General features: G+C 70.6%; 18 protein-coding genes and 2 pseudogenes. 17 read left to right on the plus strand and 3 right to left on the minus strand.

Annotation, left to right across the window (positions count from 1 at the left end; genetic code table 11):
- Window positions 1–9: 9 nt before the first annotated feature.
- The 9 genes and pseudogenes from AB0M35_RS16750 to AB0M35_RS16790 all read left to right on the plus strand — a co-directional run bounded on the left by AB0M35_RS16750 (window position 10) and on the right by AB0M35_RS16790 (window position 8,931).
- Window positions 10–954: an RNA polymerase sigma-70 factor gene (locus tag AB0M35_RS16750; protein ID WP_363746151.1), complete on the plus strand. Its 945-nt coding sequence runs from the start codon at window positions 10–12 to the stop codon at window positions 952–954.
- A 116-nt stretch (window positions 955–1,070) separates the two neighbouring features.
- Window positions 1,071–2,261: an FAD-dependent oxidoreductase gene (locus tag AB0M35_RS16755; protein ID WP_363746153.1), complete on the plus strand. Its 1,191-nt coding sequence runs from the start codon at window positions 1,071–1,073 to the stop codon at window positions 2,259–2,261.
- Between the two features lie 97 nt (window positions 2,262–2,358).
- Window positions 2,359–2,934 (plus strand): dihydrofolate reductase family protein, encoded by a 576-nt coding sequence (locus AB0M35_RS16760; RefSeq protein ID WP_363746155.1) that lies wholly within the window; start codon window positions 2,359–2,361, stop codon window positions 2,932–2,934.
- Between the two features lie 51 nt (window positions 2,935–2,985).
- Window positions 2,986–3,183, plus strand: a pseudogene (locus tag AB0M35_RS16765) (RNA 2'-phosphotransferase); the annotation flags it as partial.
- A gap of 313 nt (window positions 3,184–3,496) precedes the next feature.
- On the plus strand, window positions 3,497–4,822 hold the full coding sequence (locus AB0M35_RS16770; RefSeq protein WP_363746156.1) for a cellulose binding domain-containing protein: 1,326 nt from the start codon (window positions 3,497–3,499) through the stop codon (window positions 4,820–4,822).
- A 222-nt stretch (window positions 4,823–5,044) separates the two neighbouring features.
- On the plus strand, window positions 5,045–5,758 hold the full coding sequence (locus AB0M35_RS16775) for a hypothetical protein (protein ID WP_363746158.1): 714 nt from the start codon (window positions 5,045–5,047) through the stop codon (window positions 5,756–5,758).
- A 101-nt stretch (window positions 5,759–5,859) separates the two neighbouring features.
- Window positions 5,860–6,663 carry an RNA methyltransferase gene (locus AB0M35_RS16780; RefSeq protein ID WP_363746160.1) on the plus strand — a complete coding sequence of 268 codons (804 nt, stop codon included), beginning with the start codon at window positions 5,860–5,862 and terminating at the stop codon, window positions 6,661–6,663.
- Between the two features lie 41 nt (window positions 6,664–6,704).
- On the plus strand, window positions 6,705–8,504 hold the full coding sequence (locus tag AB0M35_RS16785; RefSeq protein ID WP_363746161.1) for a PucR family transcriptional regulator: 1,800 nt from the start codon (window positions 6,705–6,707) through the stop codon (window positions 8,502–8,504).
- Between the two features lie 40 nt (window positions 8,505–8,544).
- Window positions 8,545–8,931, plus strand: coding sequence for a helix-turn-helix domain-containing protein (locus tag AB0M35_RS16790; protein WP_363746226.1), 387 nt, complete (start codon window positions 8,545–8,547; stop codon window positions 8,929–8,931).
- A 51-nt stretch (window positions 8,932–8,982) separates the two neighbouring features.
- Here the strand turns inward: AB0M35_RS16790 and AB0M35_RS16795 are convergent, their stop codons facing one another.
- Window positions 8,983–9,390 carry a RidA family protein gene (locus AB0M35_RS16795; protein WP_363746163.1) on the minus strand — a complete coding sequence of 136 codons (408 nt, stop codon included), beginning with the start codon at window positions 9,388–9,390 and terminating at the stop codon, window positions 8,983–8,985.
- Between the two features lie 143 nt (window positions 9,391–9,533).
- Complete coding sequence (locus tag AB0M35_RS16800; RefSeq protein ID WP_363746164.1) at window positions 9,534–10,889, minus strand: hypothetical protein; 1,356 nt, start codon at window positions 10,887–10,889, stop codon at window positions 9,534–9,536.
- An 89-nt stretch (window positions 10,890–10,978) separates the two neighbouring features.
- On the opposite strand from AB0M35_RS16800, the gene murD reads away from it, so the two are divergent.
- The 3 genes from murD (at window position 10,979) to AB0M35_RS16815 (ending at window position 15,513) form a co-directional block, all read left to right on the plus strand.
- Window positions 10,979–12,328 carry a UDP-N-acetylmuramoyl-L-alanine--D-glutamate ligase gene (gene murD / locus AB0M35_RS16805; RefSeq protein ID WP_363746166.1) on the plus strand — a complete coding sequence of 450 codons (1,350 nt, stop codon included), beginning with the start codon at window positions 10,979–10,981 and terminating at the stop codon, window positions 12,326–12,328.
- A gap of 328 nt (window positions 12,329–12,656) precedes the next feature.
- Entirely contained in the window at window positions 12,657–13,964 is a 1,308-nt protein-coding gene (locus tag AB0M35_RS16810) for an aspartate aminotransferase family protein (protein WP_363746168.1), read from the plus strand.
- A gap of 58 nt (window positions 13,965–14,022) precedes the next feature.
- Window positions 14,023–15,513 carry a CoA-acylating methylmalonate-semialdehyde dehydrogenase gene (locus AB0M35_RS16815; RefSeq protein ID WP_363746169.1) on the plus strand — a complete coding sequence of 497 codons (1,491 nt, stop codon included), beginning with the start codon at window positions 14,023–14,025 and terminating at the stop codon, window positions 15,511–15,513.
- A gap of 286 nt (window positions 15,514–15,799) precedes the next feature.
- On the opposite strand, the pseudogene AB0M35_RS16820 reads toward AB0M35_RS16815, so the two are convergent.
- Window positions 15,800–17,185 (minus strand): annotated as a pseudogene (locus AB0M35_RS16820) (acyltransferase family protein); the annotation flags it as partial.
- Between the two features lie 1,020 nt (window positions 17,186–18,205).
- Between AB0M35_RS16820 and AB0M35_RS16825 the strand changes: the two are divergent.
- From AB0M35_RS16825 to AB0M35_RS16845, 5 genes are read left to right on the plus strand one after another with little or no spacing between them, the layout of a single operon-like run.
- Window positions 18,206–19,165 carry a MurR/RpiR family transcriptional regulator gene (locus AB0M35_RS16825; protein ID WP_363746170.1) on the plus strand — a complete coding sequence of 320 codons (960 nt, stop codon included), beginning with the start codon at window positions 18,206–18,208 and terminating at the stop codon, window positions 19,163–19,165.
- On the plus strand, window positions 19,162–19,911 hold the full coding sequence (locus AB0M35_RS16830) for an SIS domain-containing protein (RefSeq protein ID WP_363746172.1): 750 nt from the start codon (window positions 19,162–19,164) through the stop codon (window positions 19,909–19,911). The genes AB0M35_RS16825 and AB0M35_RS16830 overlap by 4 nt, the downstream gene beginning before the upstream one ends.
- 26 nt (window positions 19,912–19,937) lie before the next feature.
- Entirely contained in the window at window positions 19,938–21,341 is a 1,404-nt protein-coding gene (gene ngcE / locus AB0M35_RS16835; RefSeq protein WP_363746174.1) for an N-acetylglucosamine/diacetylchitobiose ABC transporter substrate-binding protein, read from the plus strand.
- Window positions 21,342–21,376: 35 nt separating this feature from the next.
- The gene (locus tag AB0M35_RS16840) at window positions 21,377–22,318 is read left to right on the plus strand and encodes a sugar ABC transporter permease (protein ID WP_363746176.1); all 942 of its coding nucleotides are present in this window, start codon (window positions 21,377–21,379) and stop codon (window positions 22,316–22,318) included.
- 13 nt (window positions 22,319–22,331) lie between these two features.
- Entirely contained in the window at window positions 22,332–23,294 is a 963-nt protein-coding gene (locus AB0M35_RS16845; RefSeq protein WP_363746178.1) for a carbohydrate ABC transporter permease, read from the plus strand.
- Window positions 23,295–23,504: the final 210 nt, after the last annotated feature.

The raw sequence follows: 23,504 nt of genomic DNA on the forward strand, positions 1-23,504 counted from the left end.
ACTCGAACCATGTCGCTCAGCGCGCACGACATCGAACTGTTCGAGCAGTCGAGGGCTCGGCTGGAGGCGGTGGCCTATCGCCTGCTCGGCTCGGCCAGCGACGCCGAGGACATGGTCCAGGACACGTTCCTGCGCTGGCAGGCCACCGACCGCGAACGGGTCGAGCAACCTGCGGCGTGGCTGACGAAGGTGCTCACCAACCTGTGCCTCAACCAGCTCACCTCGGCCCGGGCCAGGCGGGAGAGCTACGTGGGCATGTGGTTGCCGGAGCCGCTGCTCGCGGGGGACCGGATGCTCGGCCCGGTCGACACCGTCGAGCAGCGCGAATCGGTGTCGCTGGCGGTGCTCACCCTGATGGAACGGCTCTCGGCCAACGAGCGCGCGGTGTACGTCCTGCGCGAGGCGTTCGGCTACCCGCACGGCGAGATCGCCGAGATCCTCGACCTCACCGAGTCGAACTGCCAGCAGCTCTACCGGCGGGCCAAGCAGCACGTCGTCGCCGGCCGCAGTCGCGTCCAGGTCGACGAGGCCACCGCCCGCACCATCGTCGAGGAGTTCATCGCCGCCGCGAACAGCGGCGAGACCCGGCGGCTGGTCGAGTTGTTGACCGAGGACGCGGTGAGCGTCGGTGACGGTGGTGGCAAGATCCCCGCCCGGCCCACGCCGGCCATCGGTGCGCTGGCGGTGGCCAGGTTGCTGTGCGGCGCTTTCCGAGCCACCGACCTGCGTCGGCAGGTGCTCGGCGGCCCCGCCGCCCTGTACGCCGAGATCGTCAACGGTGAGCCGGCGGTGGTGGTCGTCGTCGGCGACCGGATCGTCGGCGTGCTGGCGCTGGAGGTGACCACCGAGGGAGTGGCGGCCGTCCGGGCTCAGGCCAATCCCGACAAGCTCGGCCGCGTCACCCGGCACTGGTCGGCGTCCACGCCCGCCGAACCCGTCCTCGACCGGTGGTGACCTGGGCCACAGCCGAATCCTGTCAGCAATCGCGGCGCTGCCCGGTTCAGGAAGCGTACGCCGCCGACCCGCCCGTCGCGGCCGGCGGAACTCGCACCGAGACAGGGAGTGGGAGCATGACCCATCGCATCGTCGTCCTCGGAGCCGGATACGCCGGGGCGATCGCCGCCGGTCGCCTTGCCCGGCGACTGCACCCCGACCACACCGAGATCACCGTCGTCAACGCCACCGCCGACTTCGTCGAGCGGATCCGCCTGCACCAACTCGCCGTCGGGCCGGACCTCGAACGTCGCCCGCTGCGCGACCTCTATGCCGGCACCGGCGTGCGGGTACGCCTGGCGCGGGTGACCGGCGTCGACGTCGACCGCCGAACCGTCGCGCTCGCCGCTGCGGACGGGGCCGACGAGATCGGCTACGACACGCTCGTCTACGCCCTCGGCAGCACCGCCGCCGACCACGGCGTTCCCGGCGTGACCGAGCACGCGTACGACGTCGCGGGCGGCCAGTCCGCGCTGCGGCTGCGTGAACGCCTGACCGACCTCACCGCAGGCGGCGGCGTACTGATCGTCGGTGGAGGCCTCACCGGCCTCGAAGCGGCCACCGAGATCGCCGAGACCCGACCCGACCTGGACGTCGCGATCGCCACCCGTGGCGGCCTCGGTGACTGGCTCGACGAGCGGGCCCGCCAGCATCTGTGGGACGTGTTCGACCGGCTCGGCATCACCGTCCACGAGCACACCGACATCACCCGTGTCGAGGCGAGCGGCGCCGTCACCGGCACCAACGGCCTCATCGCGGCCCAGGTGACCGTCTGGTCGGCCGGCTTCGCCGTACCGTCCATCGCCGCCGCGACGGCCTTACGGGTCGCACCGACCGGGCAGATCGTCGTGGACGCCACGATGCGCTCGGTGTCGCACCCCGACGTGTACGCCGTCGGCGACGCCGCCCTCGCCGAGGGCCCGGGCGGCAAGCCGCTGCGGATGTCCTGCGCCTCGGGAGTCCCGACGGCCTGGCAGGCGGCCGACGCGATCACCGCGCGGTTGACCGGCCGACCGGTCCGCAAGATCCCGATCCGCTACTTCAACCAGTGCATCAGCCTCGGCCGACGCGACGGCATCATCCAGTGGGTGACCGCCGACGACCGGGCCAGGGCGGTGCACTTCCGTGGAAGGCTGGCGGCCCGCTACAAGGAGATCGTCTGCCGGGGCGCCGCCTGGGCCGTCACCCACCCGACGCTGATGCTGCCGACCCGTCGCCGCCGCATCGCCCGCCCGGCCGCCACCGCCCAGCCCGTGCGCGCTCAGTGACCTTCGGCGCCGAGGGCCGTCACCGTCGTCAACGCGGTGACCATCGGTCCGTCTGGACAACGGCGACCGGCTTCGCCAGCCAGAATGAGACATGCCCATGACCACCGGCGTCGAGGCGCGCCAGATGCGACCTCTGCGTTATTCCATCAACGTGACATTGGACGGGTGCTGCGACCATCAGGCAATTCCCGCCGACGAAGAATTGCATCGTTTCCACACCGAGAGCCTCGCCCAGGCAGACGCACTCCTCTTCGGCCGGGTGGTGTACGAGATGATGGAGGAAGCGTGGCGGCTGCCGGCACCGGCCGGGTCGAGGCCGGAATGGACGGAACCCTTCGCCCGGACGATCGACGCGGCGAAGAAGTACGTCGTGTCGAGCACCCTGGAACGGGTCGACTGGAATGCGGAGCTGGTGCGCGGAGACCTGGGCCCGGCCGTTGAGCAGCTCAAACGGGAGCCGGGTAAGGGGCTGTTCGTGTCAGGCGTGCAGCTTCCGTTGGCGTTGGCGAAGCTGGATCTGATCGATGAGTACGAGTTCGTGGTGCAGCCCCGGATAGCGGGTCACGGGCCCACATTGCTCGCGGGCCTGTCGGAATATGTCGACTTGAAGCTCGTGAGCCGGCAGGAGTTCGCCTCGGGTGCGGTGGCGATGCGGTACGAGCCGAGAAGGTGACGGCCTCGGCGCGCACCGGCCCGGACCCGGCGGCCCGTCGACGGACTCGCGCCGGGTGAGCGTACACATGTGCATTTGTCGGCCGACCTCGACGCTGCCGTGACGGTCGGTGCCCGACGTGGCGAGCCGGTCGGGTTGCGCATCGACGCCGCCGGCATGCACGTCGCCGGCCTCGCGCTCTACCGGGCCGTGAACGGTGTCTGGCTCACCCGCGACGTGCCGCCGCGCTTCATCGCCCTGCCCGAGTGACACCGACTCAGGGCATCCACACCCCTTGATATGTTATCGCTCACAGGATACCTTCCGAACGGGAGCCGGGGCACACGCTCGACCCGCCCTCGCCGGTCCGGGACCCCGGCGAGTGGGCGAGACCGCGACGCCGACCGACGGGCGACGCGGGTCCTGACCGGGCGCCGCCGGACCGACTGCCGGCCGCCCCGGGATCCGCGGTGGGCGCGACCGTGCCGGACGGGTACGCGGAGCAGCGCGAGCCACCAACCACCACCGACGGTGCAGCGGCACCGTCCGCGCGTCCGATGCGACGCGGAGATGGAGCAACATGATGGTGAGATCCAGATCGATCTTCGGTCCTGCCGCGATCGCGGCGTTGCTCGTGCTGAGCGTGGGCGGCGTGGCGCTGGCCACCGGCCCCAGCGCGACTGCGTCGACCACCGACGTCGGCACCCTGGCGGCCACCGCGGGCTGTGGCCGGGCGCCGGGACTCAACAGCGGCACGCACACGATCCAGAGCAACGGCAAGAGCCGCAGCTACATCCTGCGGATCCCGGCCAACTACAACAACAACCACCCGTACCGGCTGGTGCTCGGCTTCCACTGGCGCGGCGGCTCGGCCGTCGACGTGGACACCGGGCAGACGGTGCAGCGGGACACGTGGTCGTACTACGGGCTGCGGCAACTGGCGAACAACAGCACGATCTTCGTGGCGCCGCAGGGGCTCAACGCCGGCTGGGCCAACTCCGGCGGCGAGGACGTGACCTTCGTCGACGACCTGCTCCGGCAGGTGGAGGCGAACCTCTGTGTGGAGACGACGCAGCGGTTCGCGCTCGGCTTCAGCTGGGGCGGAGGGATGAGCTACGCCCTGGCCTGCGCCCGACCCAACGTGTTCCGCGCGGTCGCGGTGTACGCCGGTGGCCTGATCAGCGGGTGCAGCGGCGGCAACGGCCGGATCGCGTACTTCGGGGCGCACGGCATCCGGGACAACGTCCTCGGCATCTCCGGCGGACGATCGCTGCGCGACCGGTTCGTCAACAACAACGGGTGCACCCCGCAGAATCCGCCCGAGCCGGGACAGGGCAGCCTGACCCACCGCACCACCACCTACTCCGGCTGCGCGGCGGGCTACCCGGTGGTGTGGGCCGCCTTCGACGAGGGGCACATCGCCGCACCGCAGGACGGCGCACCCGGTGACAGTGGCTCCCGGACCTGGCTTCCGGGTGAGACCTGGCGCTTCTTCACCCAGTTCGGCAGCAGCACCCCACCGCCGGACCCGACCACCCCGCCGCCGGGCCCCACCACTCCGCCGCCCGGCCCGACGACCCCGCCGCCCGGTGGTGCCTGCCGTGTCGCGGTGGCGGTCAACGCCTGGAACAACGGCCTGACCCAGGACATCACCATCACCAACACGGGTGGCAGCACGATCAACGGCTGGTCGCTGGTGTTCACCCTGCCCGGCGGGCAGAACATCACCGGTGGCTGGAACGCCAGTTACTCGCCGACCTCCGGGCAGGTGACCGCCCGCAACGTGTCGTACAACGGCAGCATCGCCCCGGGTGCCTCGGTCGGTATCGGCTTCCAGGCCACCCACACCGGCAACTCCGCCAGACCGTCGTCGTACACCCTCAACGGCGCCACCTGCACCATCGCCTGACCGACGCGCCTGATCGACGGTCCCAGGCCTCGCGACCAGCGTGGCCTGGGACCGTCGGCATGAGATCGACTCCGTTCTGCCGCAACGGCGGTTGCCCACCGCTGCGCACTCCGCCGTTTCGGCGATACGACGCGTCGGCGTGGAGCCCTCGCGCCGGGGGCCGTCCACCGGGGCGGCACGCTAACATTGCCGCGTCTTGAGACGGCTGCGGAGCGAGGCTGTATGGGATGGCTCCAGCGTGTGCTGGGTGGGCGGCGGGTCGAGCACGACCCGGGCCGACAGGAGGCGCTGCTAGCGGAGGTCCGGCACCGGTTCGGCATCCGCGTTCAGGTCCGCGTCCGCGACCAGATCGAGGCGATCACGCGGCTGCTGGACGATGAGGACGGTCTCCTCGTGGCGACGTTGATCGTGCGCGAGGTCGCCGAGGCGGCCCACACAGATCTTCTGGCCCAAGCCGCCGACCTGCACCGGCGAACCGGTTACCGGCTTCTGGTCGATCGTCGCAACTATCGTGCGTTGTGGCGGGAGGCCGGGCCGGCGCTGCGGTGGCCGCTGTTCGATCCGCCGGGCGGTCTGCATCCGTACGTGCAGGTGGCCGCGGCGGTCACCGTGATCGGCGACCGTGCGGCCCGCGTCGTGAAGGCCACCGACCCCGCGCCGGTCCTGGCCTCGGTCTTCGAACTGTTCGACCTCACCGCGGCCGGTTGGGAGTACGGCCGGATACGGCCGGACACCGACGGCGCCGAGTTGGTCCTCCGGCTGATCTCGGCGGCTCGGCAGATCAACGCGGCGTTGGCGGATCCGCCGCCGCTGCCGCAGCCGGTCAGGGAACTGATGCGTCGCAACAACACCGTCAACGTGTACGACCCGGCCGGTAACCGGGTGGTCGGCGCGATCAATCTCGGTGCGGAGCTGAGGCCGGCCCTGCTCTCCTGACCGACAGCCCGCACGCCACGCCGATCCCGACCAGTTGGTTAACAGGGAGCCCCTGCTCTACCGCAGACGTTAAGAAGGGGCCCTTCCTTACACTCGGGCGGGTGGAGCTGATCACCGAGCCGGACGACGAGCGGATCGCCGACTATCGCGCGCTCACCGACGTGGAGTTGCGCACCCGCTGGGAGCCCCCGCACGGGCTGTTCATCGCCGAGGGGGAGTTGGTGCTGCGCCGGGCGCTGCGGGCCGGCTATCCGGCCCGGTCGTACCTGGTCGACGCCAAACGGGTCGACCAGCTCGCCGACCTGGACACCGGCGATGCCCCGGTGTACGCCGCCACCCCTGACGTGTTGCGCCAGGCCACCGGCTTCCACGTGCACCGGGGGGTGCTCGCCTCGTTCCGGCGCAAGCCGCTGCCCAGCGCCGCCGAGGTGCTGGCCACCGCCCGTCGGGCGGTCATCCTCGAAGACGTCAACAACCACACCAATTTGGGGGCGATCTTTCGGGCGGTCGCCGCGCTCGGGGTGGACGCGGTGCTGCTCTCGCCGTCCTGCGCCGATCCGCTCTACCGGCGCAGCGTACGGGTCAGCATGGGCGAGGTGTTCGCCGTGCCGTACGCGAAACTGGATCCGTGGCCGACGGCGCTGGCACAGGTACGCGACGCCGGCTTCACCGTCCTGGCGATGACCCCGGCCCCCGATGCGGTACCCATCCAGCGGTTGACGCCGGCCCAGCGCTCCCGGGCCGCGCTGCTGCTCGGTGCCGAGGGCGCCGGGCTGACCCCGGAGGCGATGGCTGCCAGTGACGTGCGGGTGGTGATCCCGATGCGTCGTGGCGTCGACTCGCTCAACGTCGCCGCGGCCACCGCCGTCGCCTGCTGGGAATTGGGCCGCGACGATCCGCTCTGAGCTGACCTGCGGTTACTGGAGGAAGAATCACTGACGGTAACGTGTCGCGGGTGTTCCCCACCGTCCGTCAGGTCCTCGCGCTGGACCCGGTCCGCCGTGGCGCTCCGCGCCTGGTCGCCGGCAAGGAGGGGCTGGACCGGCCGGTCCGTTGGGTGCACGTGGCTGAGGTGCCCGACATCGCCACCCTGCTCGGCGGTGGGGAGCTGGTGCTCACCACCGGCATCGGGTTGCCGGCCGACGACGCCGGGCTACGGGCCTTCATCGGTGACCTGGCCGGTGTCGGGGTGTCCGGACTGGTGGTCGAACTCGGCCGCCGCTACCTCACCGGGGTACCGAGGGTGATGGCCGCTGCCGCCGGACGGCACGGCCTGCCGCTGGTGGAGTTGCGCCGGGCCACGCCCTTCGTACGGATCACCGAGGCGGTACACGCCCTGATCGTGGACGCCCAGCTCACCGAGTTGCGCGCCACCGAGGAGATCCACCAGCGGTTCACCGAACTGTCGGTGGAAGGCGCCGAACCGGACGAGGTGATCCGGCAGGCCGCCGAACTGTCCGGCTGCCCGGTGGTGCTGGAGAACCTGTCCCGTCAGGTGCTCGCCTACGACCCGGCGGGGGAGAACGCCGAACTGCTGCTGGACGGGTGGGAGCAGCACTCGCGGCGGATCCGGCCCGCCGGGCGTACGGCGTACGACCCGGACAGCGGCTGGCTGGTCACCATGGTCGGCGCCCGGGGTGAGGACTGGGGCCGGCTGCTGCTGCGCTGGCCTGGTGGCGGTGACCTGAGTGGGCCGGGCGACAGCGACCCGAGTGGGGCGGACGACAGCGACCTGAGCGGGGTGGACGGCGTGGTGCGCGGCCCGGCCGCGCCGCCGACCCGGTTGACCATCCTGGTGGAGCGGGCCGCCTCGACCCTGGCCCTGGGCCGGCTGATCCGCCGCGACGCCGAAGGGCTGGAACGGCAGATCCACCGGACCCTGCTCACCGCGCTGCTGGACCGCTCCCGGCCGGTCGACGAGGTGGCCCTGCGGGCCCGGGCGTTGGGGTTGGTGCTGGACCGTCGGCACCTGGTCGGGGTGGTGGTCCGGCATCGCGGTGACGACCTCGCAGGGGAGAACGGAGCCGCCGGTGACGCCGGCACCGGTGGCGATCCGGGGCTGGCCGGTGGCGAACCCGGGGCGGCCCGTCTGCGGGACCTCGCCGAAACGGTCGGGCAGGCGCTGCGGGAGACGAACCTGATCGGCCTGACCAGCGTGGTCGACGATCAGGCGGTCGGGGTGCTGCTGGCGCTCGCCGACGCGGCGGGGGAGGAGCGGGCCCTGGCCGCGTTCGCGGCCGCGCTGCGGCGCGCCCGCCCCGAGACCCGCCCGACCGAGCCGGCACCGCGCCGCCCCGGCGGCCTGATCGTCGCTGCCGGTTCCGGGGTGGGCAGCCTGCGGGAGGCGGGACGATCGCTGATCGAGGCCCGGCAGGTCGCCGAGGCGGCCCGACGGGACCGACGGGACCTGCCGATCTTCCGGCTGCCGCACGTCGGGCTCGCCGGGCTGCTGCACCTGCTGCGCGACGAGCCGCGCCTACAGACGTTCGTCGAACGCGAGCTGGGTGCCCTGCTGGCGTACGACGCCCGGCATCCGCGCGAGCAACTGCTCGGCACCCTGCGCGCGTACCTGGAACAGGGCCGGAACAAGTCGGCGGCGGCCACTGCGGCGCACCTGTCCCGACCGGCCTTCTACGAACGGCTGGCCCGCATCGGCCGGATCCTCGACGTCGACCTGGACTCGGTCGACGCCTGCCTCTCCCTGCACGTCGCCCTGCTCGCCCTGGATGCCATCCGCGCCCCCTGACTCTCTTGCGGTTACTGGAGAACCGATGGAGAGTGAAGAGGTGGGAACCAGAGCCGAGATCAGCGAGTTGCCCCCGGAAGCCGACCTGGCCCGGGCGGACTCGCTGGCCCGCGAGATCTTCTCCGACGTCGCGAACAAGTGGGCCTTCCTGATCATCGAGTTCCTCGGGCAGCGCACCATGCGCTTCAGCGAACTGCGCGACGTCGTCGGCGGCATCAGCCACAAGATGCTCACCCAGAACCTGCGCATGCTGGAGCGCAACGGCCTGGTCGAGCGGCAGGTGTACCCGACCGTGCCGCCCCGCGTCGAGTACACCCTCACCGAAGCCGGGGAGGCCCTGCGCGGGGTCGTCGACGGCATGTGCACCTGGACCCAGCGCTACCTGGGGCACATCGAGGCGTCCCGCCACCGGTTCGGTGCGGAGTAGCAGTCCCGGCCCGCCGGTCCCGGCCCGCCGTCGGGCCGGGACTTCGACCGGCTAATCGAGTACGGCGGTCGCTTCGACCTCCACCAGATGCTCGGGTACGTCCAGGGCCGCGACCCCCAGCAGTGAGGCCGGCGCCGCCGGAGTGACCCCCAGCTTCGCCGCCGCCCGGGCGATGCCGTCGAGCAGTACCGGCATCTGCTCCGGTGTCCAGTCGACGACGTGCACGGTCAACTTCACCACGTCGGCGAAGGACGCCCCGACCCCGGCGAGTGCCGTGGCGACGTTGAGGTAGCACTGCTCGACCTGCGCGGCGAGATCCCCCTCGCCGATCGTGTGGCCATCCGGGTCCCAGGCGACCTGCCCGGCGACGTGGACGATCTTCGACCCGGTCGCCACCGACACCTGCCGGTACACGTCGATTTCCGGCAGCCCGCTCGGGTTCACCAGTGTCACAGCCATGACGAGCGCCTCCTCTAGCTCTCTTTTGGTTACCCAGAAACCGTAAGAGACCAAGGCTGGGCTGGGAAGAAGGCACTTTTTTGAAACCAGGGCACCTCTCGGTGACCCTGGCCGACAGGAAACCGGGGCTGGCGGCGCGGCCCCTACTCGGTGAGAGCGTGCAGCGCCTTGGCGTAGGTGGGCGGGACGTAGGAGGGGCCGCCGCCGGGGGTGAAGGTGTCGGAGGTGGCGGCGGTGGCCCAGGCGGTGTCCGGAACGGCGGCGACCAGGGCGGTCACGACCGGAGTGTCCCGCCAGTCGGGTTGCTTGGCGAGCAGGCTGAGTGCCACCACCGACTCCTCCACCTCGCCGACGCATTCGAACGGCTTGTGCCCGTCCACGCCGAGCAGTTCCCGGTATCCGGGGACCTGGGTGGGGTCGGCGAGCAGGTCGCCGCCGAAGATGTGGGTGATCCGCTCGCGGGACATGAACGGGGCCAGCGCGAGGAAGACGAACCGGCACTTGGGGCAGTCGCGGCACCAGCGTTCGCTGGCGTCGCGCAGCTTGAACGCGGCGTTGCAGCTGGTCACCACGTCGTCGTACCGGTCGATGGTGGCGAACAGCCGGGCGATGTGCAGCTCCGACAGCGGGCGCAGCAGGGAGAAGTACGGCTCGGTCAGCCCGGCATGCTCGGCCAGGGCCGCCCGCAGCAGTCCTTCGGCCGTCACGCCTTTGGACCACTGATGGTTGATCTCGTGACCGTTCCAGATCAGGTTCGGGTCGGACGCCGAGCGCTCGTTGGACATCACCACCGGACCCAGCCCGTGCAACACCGCCGTGGCGACGGCGATCAGCGAGTTGATCGCGGTGACCGGGATGTGCCCGTTGCGGGCACCGGCCGCGTTCAGCTCGAACAGCACCGGGTCGAGGCGCCGCCGCGCCGCCAGCGCGGTGAGCCCGGAAGCCGCGTTCACCGCGTTGATCACATGGTTCGGGTTGACCGAGAACGGCACCGGGTCGAGGCCGGCGCGGCGCAGCGCCTCCAGGCTGACGATCGAGTCCTTGCCGCCACCGACCGCCGACAGCGGACGCCGGTCGGAGTTGTCGTACTCGGCGGCGGGGCGTACCCGGCCGTCCGGGACGCGCGGGACCAACTCCAGCACGTACGGCAGCTGGTTGCGGTAGGCGTACTCGGCCAGGCCCTCGGTGTAGACGGCGGTGACGAACTCGGCGGCGGCCGGGCCGAGCGGTGCCGGCAGCACCAGTTGCCCCGGCGCGGCGGCCTTGTAGTAGCTGACCCCGGCCACCACGTGCAGCAGCTCCAGGACCCGGCCGAGGGCCGCCACGGCCGCGTCCGACGGTGACTCCTCGGGCACCGGCAACGTGATCACTTCAGTGAACCGCTGTTCGCCGTCCGGGCCGGTCAGCGCGTAGTCGAACAGCGCCTCGCCGGTGGAGAGGTCGATCGAGTAGGACGGGAAGATGAACGCGTCCATCCGCGCCAGCTGCGTGTTGGGCACACGCCATACTAGGCCCTGGTTCGTCCGGCCGTGCCCGGCTCCGCCGGACCGTGTTCGTGCCCCACCGCCGTCGTCTTCGAGGAGAAGCTGTGCGCCTGTCTGACCTGCGCGGACGTACCGTCGCCGTCTGGGGGGCCGGCCGGGAGGGCCGGGCCGCGGTGATCGCGATCGCCGCCCACGGGCCGGCGGAGCTGGTCGCCGTGGACGACAGCGCGAACTTCCTCACGCTGCCCTGGGAGGGGCCGCTGGCCGAGGCCGCCCCACTGGTCACCGGCGAGGAGGGCTTCGACCGGCTGGCCGCCGCCGACGTGGTGGTCCGCTCGCCGGGCGTGCCGCAGACCCACCCGTGGCTGGTGGAGCTGCGTCGCCGAGGCGCCACGATCACCCAGGGCACCGCGTTGTGGATGGCCGACCACGGTGAACGCACCGTCGGGGTGACCGGCAGCAAGGGCAAGAGCACCACGTCCAGCCTCATCCACCACCTGCTGACGGCGATGGACCGGCCCAACGTCTTCGGCGGCAACATCGGCGTACCGACGCTGGACCTGCCGGAGGCGGAGCTGTACGTACTGGAACTGTCCAGCTACCAGTGCAGCGACCTGACCGACTCGCCCCGGGTGGCGGTGGTGACCGCGTTGTTCCCCGAACACCTCGACGCGCACGGCGGCGAACGGGAGTACTACCGGGACAAGCTCAACCTGCTGGCGTACGGGCCGCGCACGGTGGTGGTCAACGGCGCCGACCCCCGGCTGGCGTTCGAGTTGGGTGACCGGGCGGCGGTACGCGCCGGCACGGGCGCATCGGTGAACGTGGCCGGCGGGCCGGACGGCACCCCCTGGTTCCACCTGGTCGACCGGCCACTGTTCCCCCGGGCGGTACTGCCGCTGGTCGGTCGGCACAACGAGGGCAACCTCTGCGTGGCCCTGGCGGTGCTCGACGCGCTCGGCGTGGACGTCGTCGGCCGCAAGGACACCCTGGCCGTGGCGGTGGCCGAGTTCCAGGGGCTGGCCCACCGGCTGACCGAGATCGTCGACCCGTCCGGCCTGACCTTCGTCGACGACACCCTCGCCACCAGCCCGTACGCGGCCATCCACGCCATCGACGCGTACGAGGGACGGCCGTTGACCGTGATCGTCGGCGGCAACGACCGGGGTGTCGACTACACCCCGCTGCGGGAGCACCTGGCCGAGCGGGAGTTGACCGTGATCGGCATCCCGGACAGCGGCCCACGCATCATCGAAGCGCTCGCCGGCCTGCCGAAGGTGCGTACCGAACTGGTGGACGACCTCACCACCGCCGTCCAGTTGGCCCGCCAGGTCACTCCGGCCGGCGGCGTCGTCCTGCTCTCCCCGGCCGCCCCCAGCTACGGCCGCTTCCGCAACTTCGAACACCGCTCCGAAGTCTTCGCCACCGCCATCCACACCACCGCCCCCGCCTGACCCACCTACCTGCCCCACTCCCTTCGACACTTGTTGATCATGAGGTTGGCCGGGGATTTTGTCCTAATTCACTGCCGCTAGCCTCATGATCAACGGGGCGGTGTGGGGGTTGGGGTGGGGTGGGGTGGGGGTGGGGTGGGGTGGGTGCAACGGAAAACGTGGGTTATTGGTGGATGCGTCCACTGGAAGCGCGGCTTTGGGGTCGACGGGCCACGGAAAGCGTTGACGTTGTGTCAGGGGGTGCGCGTCCTCGCGCGACATGTTGACTCTTGTCCGGGCAGCGACGGTGGTGAAAGCGTGCGGTTACCGCGAACCGAAGGGTGCGACGATGACCGCCGATGACCTGTTGGCTCGACACCGGGCCGTGCTTCCGTCCTGGATGCCGCTCTACTACGCCGAACCGATCGAGCTCGTCTCCGGCGAAGGCCGCCGGGTCACCGACGCGCAGGGCCGCACCTACCTGGACTTCTTCGGCGGGGTGCTGACCAACATGATCGGGTACGACATCGCCGAGATCCGGGAGGCGGTGCAACGGCAACTGGCCACCGGGATCGTGCACACCTCGACGCTCTACCTGATCCGCCAACAGGTCGAGCTGGCCGAGAAGATCGCGCGGCTGTCCGGCATCCCGGACGCCCGGGTCTTCTTCACCAACTCCGGCACCGAGGCCAACGAGGCCGCGCTGCTGATGGCCACCAACCACCGTCGCTCGCACCAGATCCTCGCGGTCCGCAACAGCTACCACGGCCGGTCGTACGCGACGATGGGCGTGACCGGCAACCGAGGCTGGTCGGCCAGCCAGCTCAACCCGCTCCAGGTCGCCTGGCTGCACTCCGGTGAGCGGCTGCGCGGCCTGCTGGCCCGACTGCCCGAGGCCGACCGGATCGACGCGGCGGTGGAGGACCTGCGGGAGGTGCTCGCCACCCAGACCAGCGGGGACGTGGCCTGCCTGCTCGCCGAGCCGATCCAGGGCGTCGGCGGCTTCGTACACGGCCCCGACGGGCTGTTCGCCGCCTGGAAGAAGGTCCTCGACGAACACGGCATCCTGCTCATCTCCGACGAGGTGCAGACCGGTTGGGGGCGTACCGGTGAGCACTTCTGGGGCTACCAGGCGCACGGCGTCACGCCGGACCTGCTCACCTTCGCCAAGGGCATCGGCAATGGGTTCGCCCTGGCCGGGGTGGTCGGTCGGGCCGAGGTGATGGAAGCGGTGCCGGCGATCAGCTTCTCCACCTTCGGCGGCAACCCGGTCTCCACCGCCGCCGGCAACGCGGTCCTGGACTACCTGCTCGACCACGACCTCCAGGCCAACGCCGCCCGCACCGGCGCGATCCTCGTCGACGGCCTGCGCGCCGCCGTGGGCGGCCTCGACTGCGTCGCCGAGGTACGCGGCAAGGGCCTGATGCTCGGCGTCGAGTTCGTCCGATCCGGCACGGTCGAGCCGGACGCGGCGCTGGCCACCCGCGTCTTCGAGGCGTGCCGGGCCGGTGGCCTGCTCGTCGGTAAGGGCGGGCTCTACGGCAACGTACTGCGGATGGGACCGCCGCTGACCCTGACCGAGGACGAGGCCCGCGAGGGTCTGGCCATCCTGGTCGAGGCGATCCGCTCCTGCGCCGCCGAGGCGGTGGCACCGTGAGCGCGAGGAGTGAGCCGGTTTTGCGAGCCCCGCAGTCGCGAACGAAAGGCTGTTCAGCGTGAGCCTCATCGGGCACTTCGTCGACGGCAAGCGGGTCAGTGGCGGCTCGGCTCGGCGTGGTGACGTCTTCGATCCGGCCACCGGTCGGCGTACCGCGCAGGTGGAGCTGGCCTCCGCCGCGGACGTCGCGGTCGCGGTGGAGTCCGCCGAGCGGGCGGCCCGCACCTGGCGGGACGCCTCCCTGGCCAAGCGGACGACGGTGCTGTTCGCCTTCCGCGAACTGGTCCACGCCCGTCGCGACCAGCTCACCGAGGTGATCACCGCCGAGCACGGCAAGGTGCTCGCCGACGCCGCCGGCGAGGTGCAGCGCGGGCTGGAGGTCATCGAGTACGCCTGCGGCATCCCCTCGGCGCTGCGCGGCGGCTTCAGCGAGAACGTCTCCACCGAGGTCGACTCGTACAGCCTGCGGCAGCCGCTCGGAGTGGTCGCGGTGATCAGCCCGTTCAATTTCCCGGTGATGGTGCCGCTGTGGTTCGTGCCGGTGGCGGTGGCCGCCGGTAACGCCGTGGTGCTCAAGCCGAGCGAGAAGGATCCGAGCGCGGCCCTGCTGCTGGCCGAGTGGTTCGCCGAGGCCGGCCTGCCCGACGGGGTGCTGAACGTGGTCAACGGCGACAAGGAGGCGGTCGACGCGCTGCTGGAACATCCGGCGGTCAAGGCGGTGTCGTTCGTCGGCTCCACCCCGGTCGCCCGGTACGTCCACCAGCGCGCCACGATGGCCGGCAAGCGGGTGCAGGCACTCGGCGGGGCGAAGAACCACATGGTGGTGCTCCCCGACGCCGACCTGGACCTGGCTGCCGATGCGGCGGTCAACGCCGGGTTCGGTTCGGCGGGGGAGCGGTGCATGGCGATCTCCGCGCTGGTCGCCGTGGAGCCGGTCGCCGACGAGTTGGTGGCCCGGATCGCGCAACGGATGGCCGGACTGCGCACCGGCGACGGGCGGCGCGGCTGCGACATGGGACCACTGGTCACCGCCGCGCACGCCGACCGGGTGCGCTCGTACGTCGAGGCCGGGGTGGCCGCCGGGGCGGTGCCCGTGGTCGACGGTCGGGAGGTGGCACCGGACGGCGACCCGGACGGTTTCTGGCTCGGCCCGACCCTGTTCGACCACGTCACCCCCGAGATGTCGATCTACACGGACGAGATCTTCGGGCCGGTGCTGTCGGTGCTGCGAGTGGGCTCGTACGACGAGGCCGTGGCGCTGGTCAACGCCAACCCGTACGGCAACGGCACGGCGATCTTCACCAACGACGGCGGGGCCGCCCGGCGCTACCAGCACGAGGTGGAGGTCGGCATGGTCGGCATCAACGTGCCGATCCCGGTGCCGATGGCGTACTACTCGTTCGGCGGTTGGAAGTCCTCGCTCTTCGGTGACCTGCACGCGCACGGCCCGGACGGCGTCGCCTTCTACACCCGGGGCAAGGTGGTCACCAGCCGCTGGCTCGATCCCCGCCACGGCGGGGTCAACCTCGGCTTCCCCACCCAGTCCTGAGCAGTCGCAGGGTGCCCGCCCCGACCAGGTACGCCGCCAGGGCGGTCACGGGCAGGCCGAATGGTTCCGGTGCGGTCTTCGCGGCGACGCTGTTGGCTGCCATCGCGTACACGACGGCGGCGTAACCGGCGACGACGAGTGCAACTGTCCACCGATGGGTCGGCCGTCCGTCTCCCCGCGGCCGGTCGACCCCACCCTGTCGATGATCGGGCTGCCGCTGGCCGACGGTCGGCAGTTCGGTGGGGTGGTGCCGGCCGGTGGTCGGCTGGTCGGTGGGGTGGTGCCGGCTCGCCGTCGAGCGGCCGGTGCGGGCCTCGATCGGACCGAAGATCGTGACCAGTACGGCCAGCACCACGCTCAGCATCAGCAGCCAGGGCAGCCGCCAGGCGAACCAGGCTTGCGTGCCGGCGGCCGGAGTGGGCAGCACACCGAGCGCGTCCAGCCCGCCCACCAGCAGGATCACCGCGCTGAGGTGCCACAGGAAGACGGTGAGCACGACCGCGTTGACCCCGATCACCGCCTGCCACGGGCGGCTGCGGTGCAGCCAGCGTTCGGCGCGTTCGCGCAGCAGCAGGATCAGCCCGAGTTGGGCGGTGGCCACGGCAAGCAGCGCCACGCTGGGCGGGGCGGCATTGTCCAACCGCTCACCCGGCACATTGATCATGCTGACCGGGTACGGTCCGGGGCCGGTGAGCAGCACCGCGGCGGCCAGTCCGACCGTGATCATCAGCAGCGCCGCCCGCCGGGACATCGGCAGGCAGCGGGCCCGGATCCAGGCGAAGCCACCCGTCCGCCCGCTCGGCCTGCTCGGCTCGTTCGGCCTGCTCGGTCCGCTTGGCTCGCTTGGCTCGTTCGGCCTGCTCGGTTCGCTCGGCTCGCTTGGCTCCTTCGGCCTGCTCGGTTCGCTCGGTTCGTTCGGCCCGTTCGGCCTGCTCGGTCCGCTCGGCTCGCGCCCGGCCTCGGTGCCCGGCCGGGTGCCTGTGGTGGGGCTTGTGATGCCTGTCGGACGGCAGTTGCCCCGGCGGGCGTCGTACCAGGCGAAGCCGATCTGGTGGATGGCCAGCCAGCCGAGCAGATAGTTCGGCAGGGCAAGCTCGGGCGGGCCGAGGGCACGGCCCAGGTCACCCAGCGCGACCAGCAGTGCCAGGGCCACCAGCACCGCCAACCCGAAGCGGCGGTGCAGCGCGTACATCACCGGGGTCAGCGGCACCACCGCCAGGTAGGCGGCGAGGAACCACAGCGGGATGGTCGCGAACCAGACCACCGTGCGTACCTGACCCGGCTCGGCACCGACCAGCCGGGCGATCAGGGCGCTGCCGGCGAGCACCAGCACCAGTGCGGTGGTCGGACGCAGCAGTCGGGCGCTGCGCCCGAGCAGCCAACCGGTGGCGTCCGCGCCCCGGGCCCGCTGCGATGCGAGGGAGGCGGCGTTGGCGTACCCGCCGACCAGGAAGAACACCGGCATGACCTGGACGGCCCAGGTCAGCGGATAGGCCCAGGGCATCGCCGGCAGAGCCGACTGCCCATCCGGCCGCCCGTGCGGGCCGTAGTAGATGGTCGCGATCATCCAGTGACCGAAAACGACCAGCATGATCGCCAGGGCCCGGAGCAGATCGAGGTAGCGCTCGCGGTCGGCCGGCGTCCGTGCGGCGAGTCGGGCCAACCGGCGCATGCACCGAGCGTATTCCAGCTGTCACGATTATCGAGGTGATAGCCGGTGCCTGACTGGCATTACGCCCCTGGGCGGTCCGCGAGCGACCGCCGACCGTCACCATCTACTGGCCGCCCGCCAACCCCGTATGCCCCTGCTGGCCCTTTCGGGTCCGGGTCGGGCACCACGGAGGAGTCGCTCTGCTTCAACCCACGCAACAACACCAGCCGACGCCCTTTCAACCCGAGCCCGTCGCAAGCCCGCCCCGCGCAGGACGCCCGCGCAGGACGCCCGCGCAGGACGCCCGCGCAGGACTGCCAGCGCGGGGGTGTCAGCGCGGGAGTGCCCGCGCGGGGGTGCCCGCGCAGGGGGTGCCCGCGCAGGGGTGGCAGTGCGCGGGTGCCCGCGCGGGGCGACCTGTCACCGCCGGCTCAAGTTCTCAGGCAGAGCCGACACGACCTCAAGATCACGCTCGATCGTGGATCGAGTGGCTTGCCAGCGACTCTGACACCACTCGATCCCACATCGAGCGTGATCTTGGCAGCGTGATGCGGGTTCCCTGCGTGCAGCGGCACCTGTCGCTGTGATCGGGCGCTGCCGTGCGGGCTGGCCGTGGCCGAGGCGTACGCGACAAGGGCGTCGCCGTGGGCAGCGCAGCCGCCGGCTCGGGCGGTGCAGAGGCGGTCACCGTTGAGGGTCGCCGTCGAGGCGGTCGCTGTCGAGGGTCGCCGTCGAGGCCGTCGCTGTCGAGGGTCACCGCGAGCGCGGGTGGACGTACCGCCGACGTTGAGGCCGACCACGGCGGTGCGCGGGGTAGCCGGGCGGCGGAGGCGGAGGCACCGCGCCGGAGGTCATCCCACCTCCTTGATCGATGTGTGTTCATGCTGGTCGCGGGGGCTGACGGGGCAAGGTGCGCAGGCGCAGCAGTCCCGCGTGCCCCAGGTAACAGTTTGAAAACTTCGCCCACGGTCTTGACATGGAGGTGGCTTCAGTAAGAACTTTTACCACTAACAGTTAACAGTCTTTTCGGAAAGGTGCCCCATGGTTGATCACGAGGCGGACACCTCCGCGGGCACCGCGGTGGCCGATGCCGACGGGGTCGATCGGCGGGGCGTCGGCGTCGCCTCCGGCGGCGTGCTGGCCCGGGTGCGTGCCGGCGCCGACGAGCTGACCGGGGCGTTGCGCCGGGTCGCCGAGCACGTGCTCAGTGACCCGGAGGCGGCGGCCCGCGCCACCATCGTCGAGCTGGCCGAACGCAGCGGCACCTCACCGGCCACGGTCACCCGGTTCTGCCGGGCGATGGGCTTCGAGGGCTACGCCGACCTGCGGCTGGGCATCGCCGCCGAGACCGGCCGGGCCCGCTCGGCGGGCTGGAGCGTCGACATCGGACGTGAGATCCAGCCGAGTGACCCGCTGGAACGGGTGCTGGAGCAGATCATCGCCGCCGACACCCGGGCCATGCACGACACCGCCGCGCTGCTGGACCTCGCCGAGGTGGAACGGGCCGCGGTCGCCATCGCCGGTGCCAGCCGGGTCAACATCTTCGGCGCCAGTGGCAGCGCCCTGGTCGGCGAGGAGATGCAGTTCAGCCTGCACCGGATCGGGGTGGCCGCCTGGGCGTGGAACGACGTGCACTCCGGGCTCGCCGCCGCCGCCCTGCTGCGGCCGGGCGACGTCGCGCTGGGCATCTCGCACAGCGGCCAGACCCGGGAGGCCATCGAGATGCTCGCCGAGGGCGGCAGCCGAGGCGCGACCACCATCGCGCTGACCGGGTTCCGTCGCTCTCCGCTGGCCGAACTGGCCGACATCGTGCTGCTCACCGCCAGCCAGGCCACCACCTTCCGCCCGGATGCGCTCTCCGCCCGGCACCCGCAACTGGTCGTGCTGGACCTGCTCTACATCGCGGTCGCCCAACGCACCCATGACCGCGCCCACGCGGCCTTCCGGCGTACCGCCCAGGCCGTCGACGGGCACAAGGCCGCGAGGGGAGTCACCGCATGATCAGCGCGCAGGGGTACGCCGACGCCGTCCGGCCGGTGCTCGACCGCATCGTCGACGCCGGCGCCGAACCGCTCGGCCGGGCCGCCGACCTGATCGCCGACAGCCTGCGGGCCGACGGGGTGCTCCAGGCGTTCGGTGCCGGCCACTCCGAGGCGTTCGCCGCCGAGTTGGTGGCCCGGGCCGGCGGGCTGGTCCCCGCCAACCGGCTCAGCCTGCACGATCTGGTGCTGCACGGCGACGCCCCGCGCGACGTGCTCACCGACCCGAAGTTGGAGCGCGATCCGGCCATCGCCCACCAGCTCTACGAGATCGCCGCACCGCAGCCGCAGGACGTGTTCGTGGTGGCGTCCCAGTCCGGCATCAACGGGTCGGTGGTCGAACTGGCCCTGCTGGCCACCGGACGCGGTCACCCGTTGATCGCGGTCACCTCGGTCGAGCACACCGGTCGGGTCGCTGCGCGCCACCCGTCCGGCCGGCGGCTCGCCGAACTCGCCGACGTCGTGCTGGACAACGGCGCGCCGTACGGCGACGCACTGCTGCCGCTCGAGGGCGGCGGCGCGGTCTGTGCGGTCTCCTCGGTCACCTCGGCGCTGCTGGCGCAGCTGCTGACCGCAGAGGTCGTACGACGGTTCCACCAGGTCGGAGAGGTGCCCCCTATCTACCTCTCCGCCAACGTCCCCGGTGGGGACGCGCACAACCTCGCCCTCGAGTCGCGGTACGCCGGGCGTCTCCGGCGCACCGCCTGACCCGACACCACAAGGAGAGACGAACTATGTCCGTTAACCCCGATCTCAACCGCCGGACCCTGCTGCGCCGCGCGGCGGCTGCGGGTCTCCTGGTGACTCCCGCCGCGGGTCTGCTCAGCGCCTGCGCCGGCAGCACGCCGAGCCCGAGCAACGACGACGCCGGGCAGAAGAGCGACGACAACCCGTTCGGCCTGCAAGAGAACAGCGCCGTCAAGGTGGTCATCTTCAACGGTGGTCTGGGTGACGCCTGGGCGAAGGAAGACCAGGCGATCTTCAGTGCCAAGCACGGAAGCGTCACGGTCAACATGAGCTCCACCCAGAAGATCAAGACCGAAGAACAGCCCAAGATGGCGACCACGCCCAGCGATCTGATCATGAACTCGGGCGCCGACCTGATGGACCTCAGCACGCTGGTCAACGAGGGGGCCATCGAGCCGCTGGACGACCTGCTCGCCGCTCCGGCCTGGGAAGGTGGCGGCACCGTCGCCGACACCCTGCTGCCGGGCACCGTCAGCGACGGCACCTTCCAGGGCAAGTTCTTCGTGGTCTACGTCGCCTTCACCGTCTGGGGCAACTGGTACAACGGCGCGCTGTTCAGCAAGGAGGGCTGGGCGCCGCCGACGAGCTTCGAGGAGTTCTTCGCCCTCGCCCCGAAGATCAAGGCAAAGGGCATCGCCCCGTACGTCTACGACGCCGTGCACGGCTACTACCCGCGCTGGGCGCTGATGGCCTCGATCTGGAAGTCGGCCGGCAAGCAGGCGGTCGTCGACATCGACAACCTGAAGGAGAACGCCTGGCGTGCCGAGGGTGTGCTGCCGGCGCTGGAGCAGTGGGAGAAGCTGGTCAAGGACAAGCTGGTGCTGCCCGGCCGGCTCGACCACACCCAGTCGCAGCAGGCCTGGCTGGACGGCAAGGCGGCCTTCATCCAGGTCGGCACCTGGCTGAAGAACGAGATGGCGGCGACCATCCCGCCGGGCTTCGAGATGAAGCTCTCCGACTACTGGACGGTCAGCGCCGCGGACAAGGCGCCCAAGGACGTCTTCGCCGGTGCCGGTGAGGGCTTCGTGGTGCCGAGCAAGGCCCCGAACAAGGCGGCGGCCAAGGAGTTCCTGCGGGCGGTGCTCTCCAAGGCCGGCTCGGCGAAGTTCGCCGAGCTGACCAAGTCCCTGGCCTCGACCAAGGGCTCCGGCGACAACGTGGACGACCCGGCGCTGGCCAGCGCCAACGAGCTGATGAAGAACGCCGGGCAGGACCTGATCTCGGTGAAGCTCTGGGACTTCTACGCCGACCTGGACAAGGAGAGCCAGAACCTGTCCCAGGAACTGATGGCCGGCCGGCTCACCGCCGCGCAGTTCGTGGACAAGATGCAGGCCGCCGCCGACAAGGTCGCCAAGGACTCGTCGATCACCAAGCAGACCCGCAACGCGTGACACCCCGGATCTGACCGAACGAGGAAGTGGGAGAAATGCGGCACGGTGTTGCGCGTTTCGTCACGGGTTTCCTGGCCCTACCGGTCGGGCTGTACCTCTTCTACGTGGTGTGGCCCTTCCTGCAGGCAGCCGGATACTCGCTGACCGACTGGGGAGGTTACTCCGACCGGCAGCAGTTCGTCGGGCTCGACAACTACCTCCGGCTGTTCACCGACGAGCTGATCAGGAAGGCGTTCTGGCACAACGTCTTCTTCCTGGTTACCGTGCCGCTGTTCACCATCGCGCTGGCCTTGTTCCTCGCGTTCCTGCTCAACGTGGGCGGACGCGAGGACAAGGCCGGCATCCGGGGCGTCTTCGGCTCCGGCCTGTACAAGGTGATCTTCTTCTTCCCGCAGGTGCTGTCCCTGGTCGTCATCGCGGTGATGTGGCAACAGATCTACCGCGCCGACGGCCAGGGGCTGATCAACGGCGTACTGATGAAGATCGGTCTGGTCGACGCGGACGACCCGATCACCTTCATGTACGACCCGGAGCCGTTCCTCGGCGTACCGGCGGTGCTGTGGTGGCTGCTGGTGATCGCGGTCTGGAGCGGCGCCGGCTTCTACATGGTGTTGTTCTCCGCCGCCATGCAGTCGATCCCGAAGGACATCTACGAGGCGGCCATCCTCGACGGCGCGGGTCGTTTCCACACCTTCTTCCGGATCACCCTGCCGCTGTTGCGGGACACCGTCTCGGTGGCCTGGGTCTACCTGGGCTTCATCGCGCTGGACATGTTCGCGCTGGTCTACATCATGACCCCCAGCCAGGGCGGCCCGAACCACGCCAGCGAGATCTTCGCCTCGGTGATCAACTTCAATGCCTTCCAGAAGGGCCAGTTCGGCTACGCCTGCGCCATCGCGGTGGCCCTGGCGATCTTCACGATCCTGCTGGCCGCGTTGCAGCTGCGGATCACCCGTCGCGAGCGGATCGAGTACTGAGGAGGCCTGGACGATGAGCACGGTGACCCACACCCCGGGCGGTCAGGCCGGGCCGGACCAGGCCCCGCCGTCGGACCGTACGCCAGGCCAACGCGCCGCTGTCGGCGGCAGCCGCGCCGGAGCGAAGTTCTTCAACGGCTTCTCGCACCTGTTCCTCGCCGTCTGGGCGATCATGGTGGTCTACCCGCTGCTGTGGGTGGTCATGTCGGCACTCAAGACCGACTCGGAGGTCATCCGCAAACCGCTGTCGTTGTTCCCGGAGACGTTGCAGTGGGGCAACTTCGTCCGTGCCTGGACCGAAGGCCACATCGGCGACTTCTTCCTCAACACGATCCTGGTGCTGACCGGCAGCGTCTTCCTCACCATGCTGCTCGGCTCGATGGCCGCGTACGTGCTGGCCCGCTACGAATTCCCCGGCAACCGGCTGATCTACTACATGTTCCTGTCCGGGCTGACCCTGCCGATCTACCTGGCCGCGGTGCCGCTGTTCAAGGGCGTCTACAACCTCGGCGTGACACTGCCCTTCCTCGGCCCGAACCAGCACCTCATGCTGATCCTGGTCTACGTGGCCTGGTCGCTGGCGTTCACCGTCTTCTTCATGCACTCGTTCTTCCGTACCCTGCCCGACGCGATCGCCGAGGCGGCCATGGTCGACGGGGCCTCGCACAGCCGGCTGTTCTTCAGCGTCATGCTGCCGATGGCCAAGCCCGGCCTGATCAGCATCGGCATCTTCAACGTCCTCGGCCAGTGGAACCAGTGGTACCTGCCGACCCTGCTGATGCAGTCAGTGGCCGGCGAGCCGAAGAACCAGGTCATCTCCCAGGGCCTGATCGAACTGTCGGTCAACCAGGGCTACAAGTCCGACTGGTCCGGCCTGTTCGCCGGGGTCACCATGGCGATGCTGCCGGTGCTCATCGTCTACATCGTCTTCCAGCGTCAGGTGCAGTCCGGCCTCACCGCCGGCGTCAGCAAGTGACACCGAGGTGGTCGCGGAGCGCAGTGTGCCCTGCGGGGAATACCGCGACCGCCGTCCGCGACGGCCATCCGATCCGCTCGAACCTGCCACCGTACGCGCAGGTCAACGCCGCCTCCGGGCACGGGTCGCCAGCCTGATCAACGCCGAAACGGTTTCGCTGTCCCGTCGCCGCGCTTCCATCGTGGGTGAGCGAACCGACACCAGGTTCTT

This window comes from Micromonospora sp. NPDC051196, from assembly GCF_040682415.1.
Taxonomy (GTDB): Bacteria; Actinomycetota; Actinomycetes; order Mycobacteriales; family Micromonosporaceae; genus Micromonospora.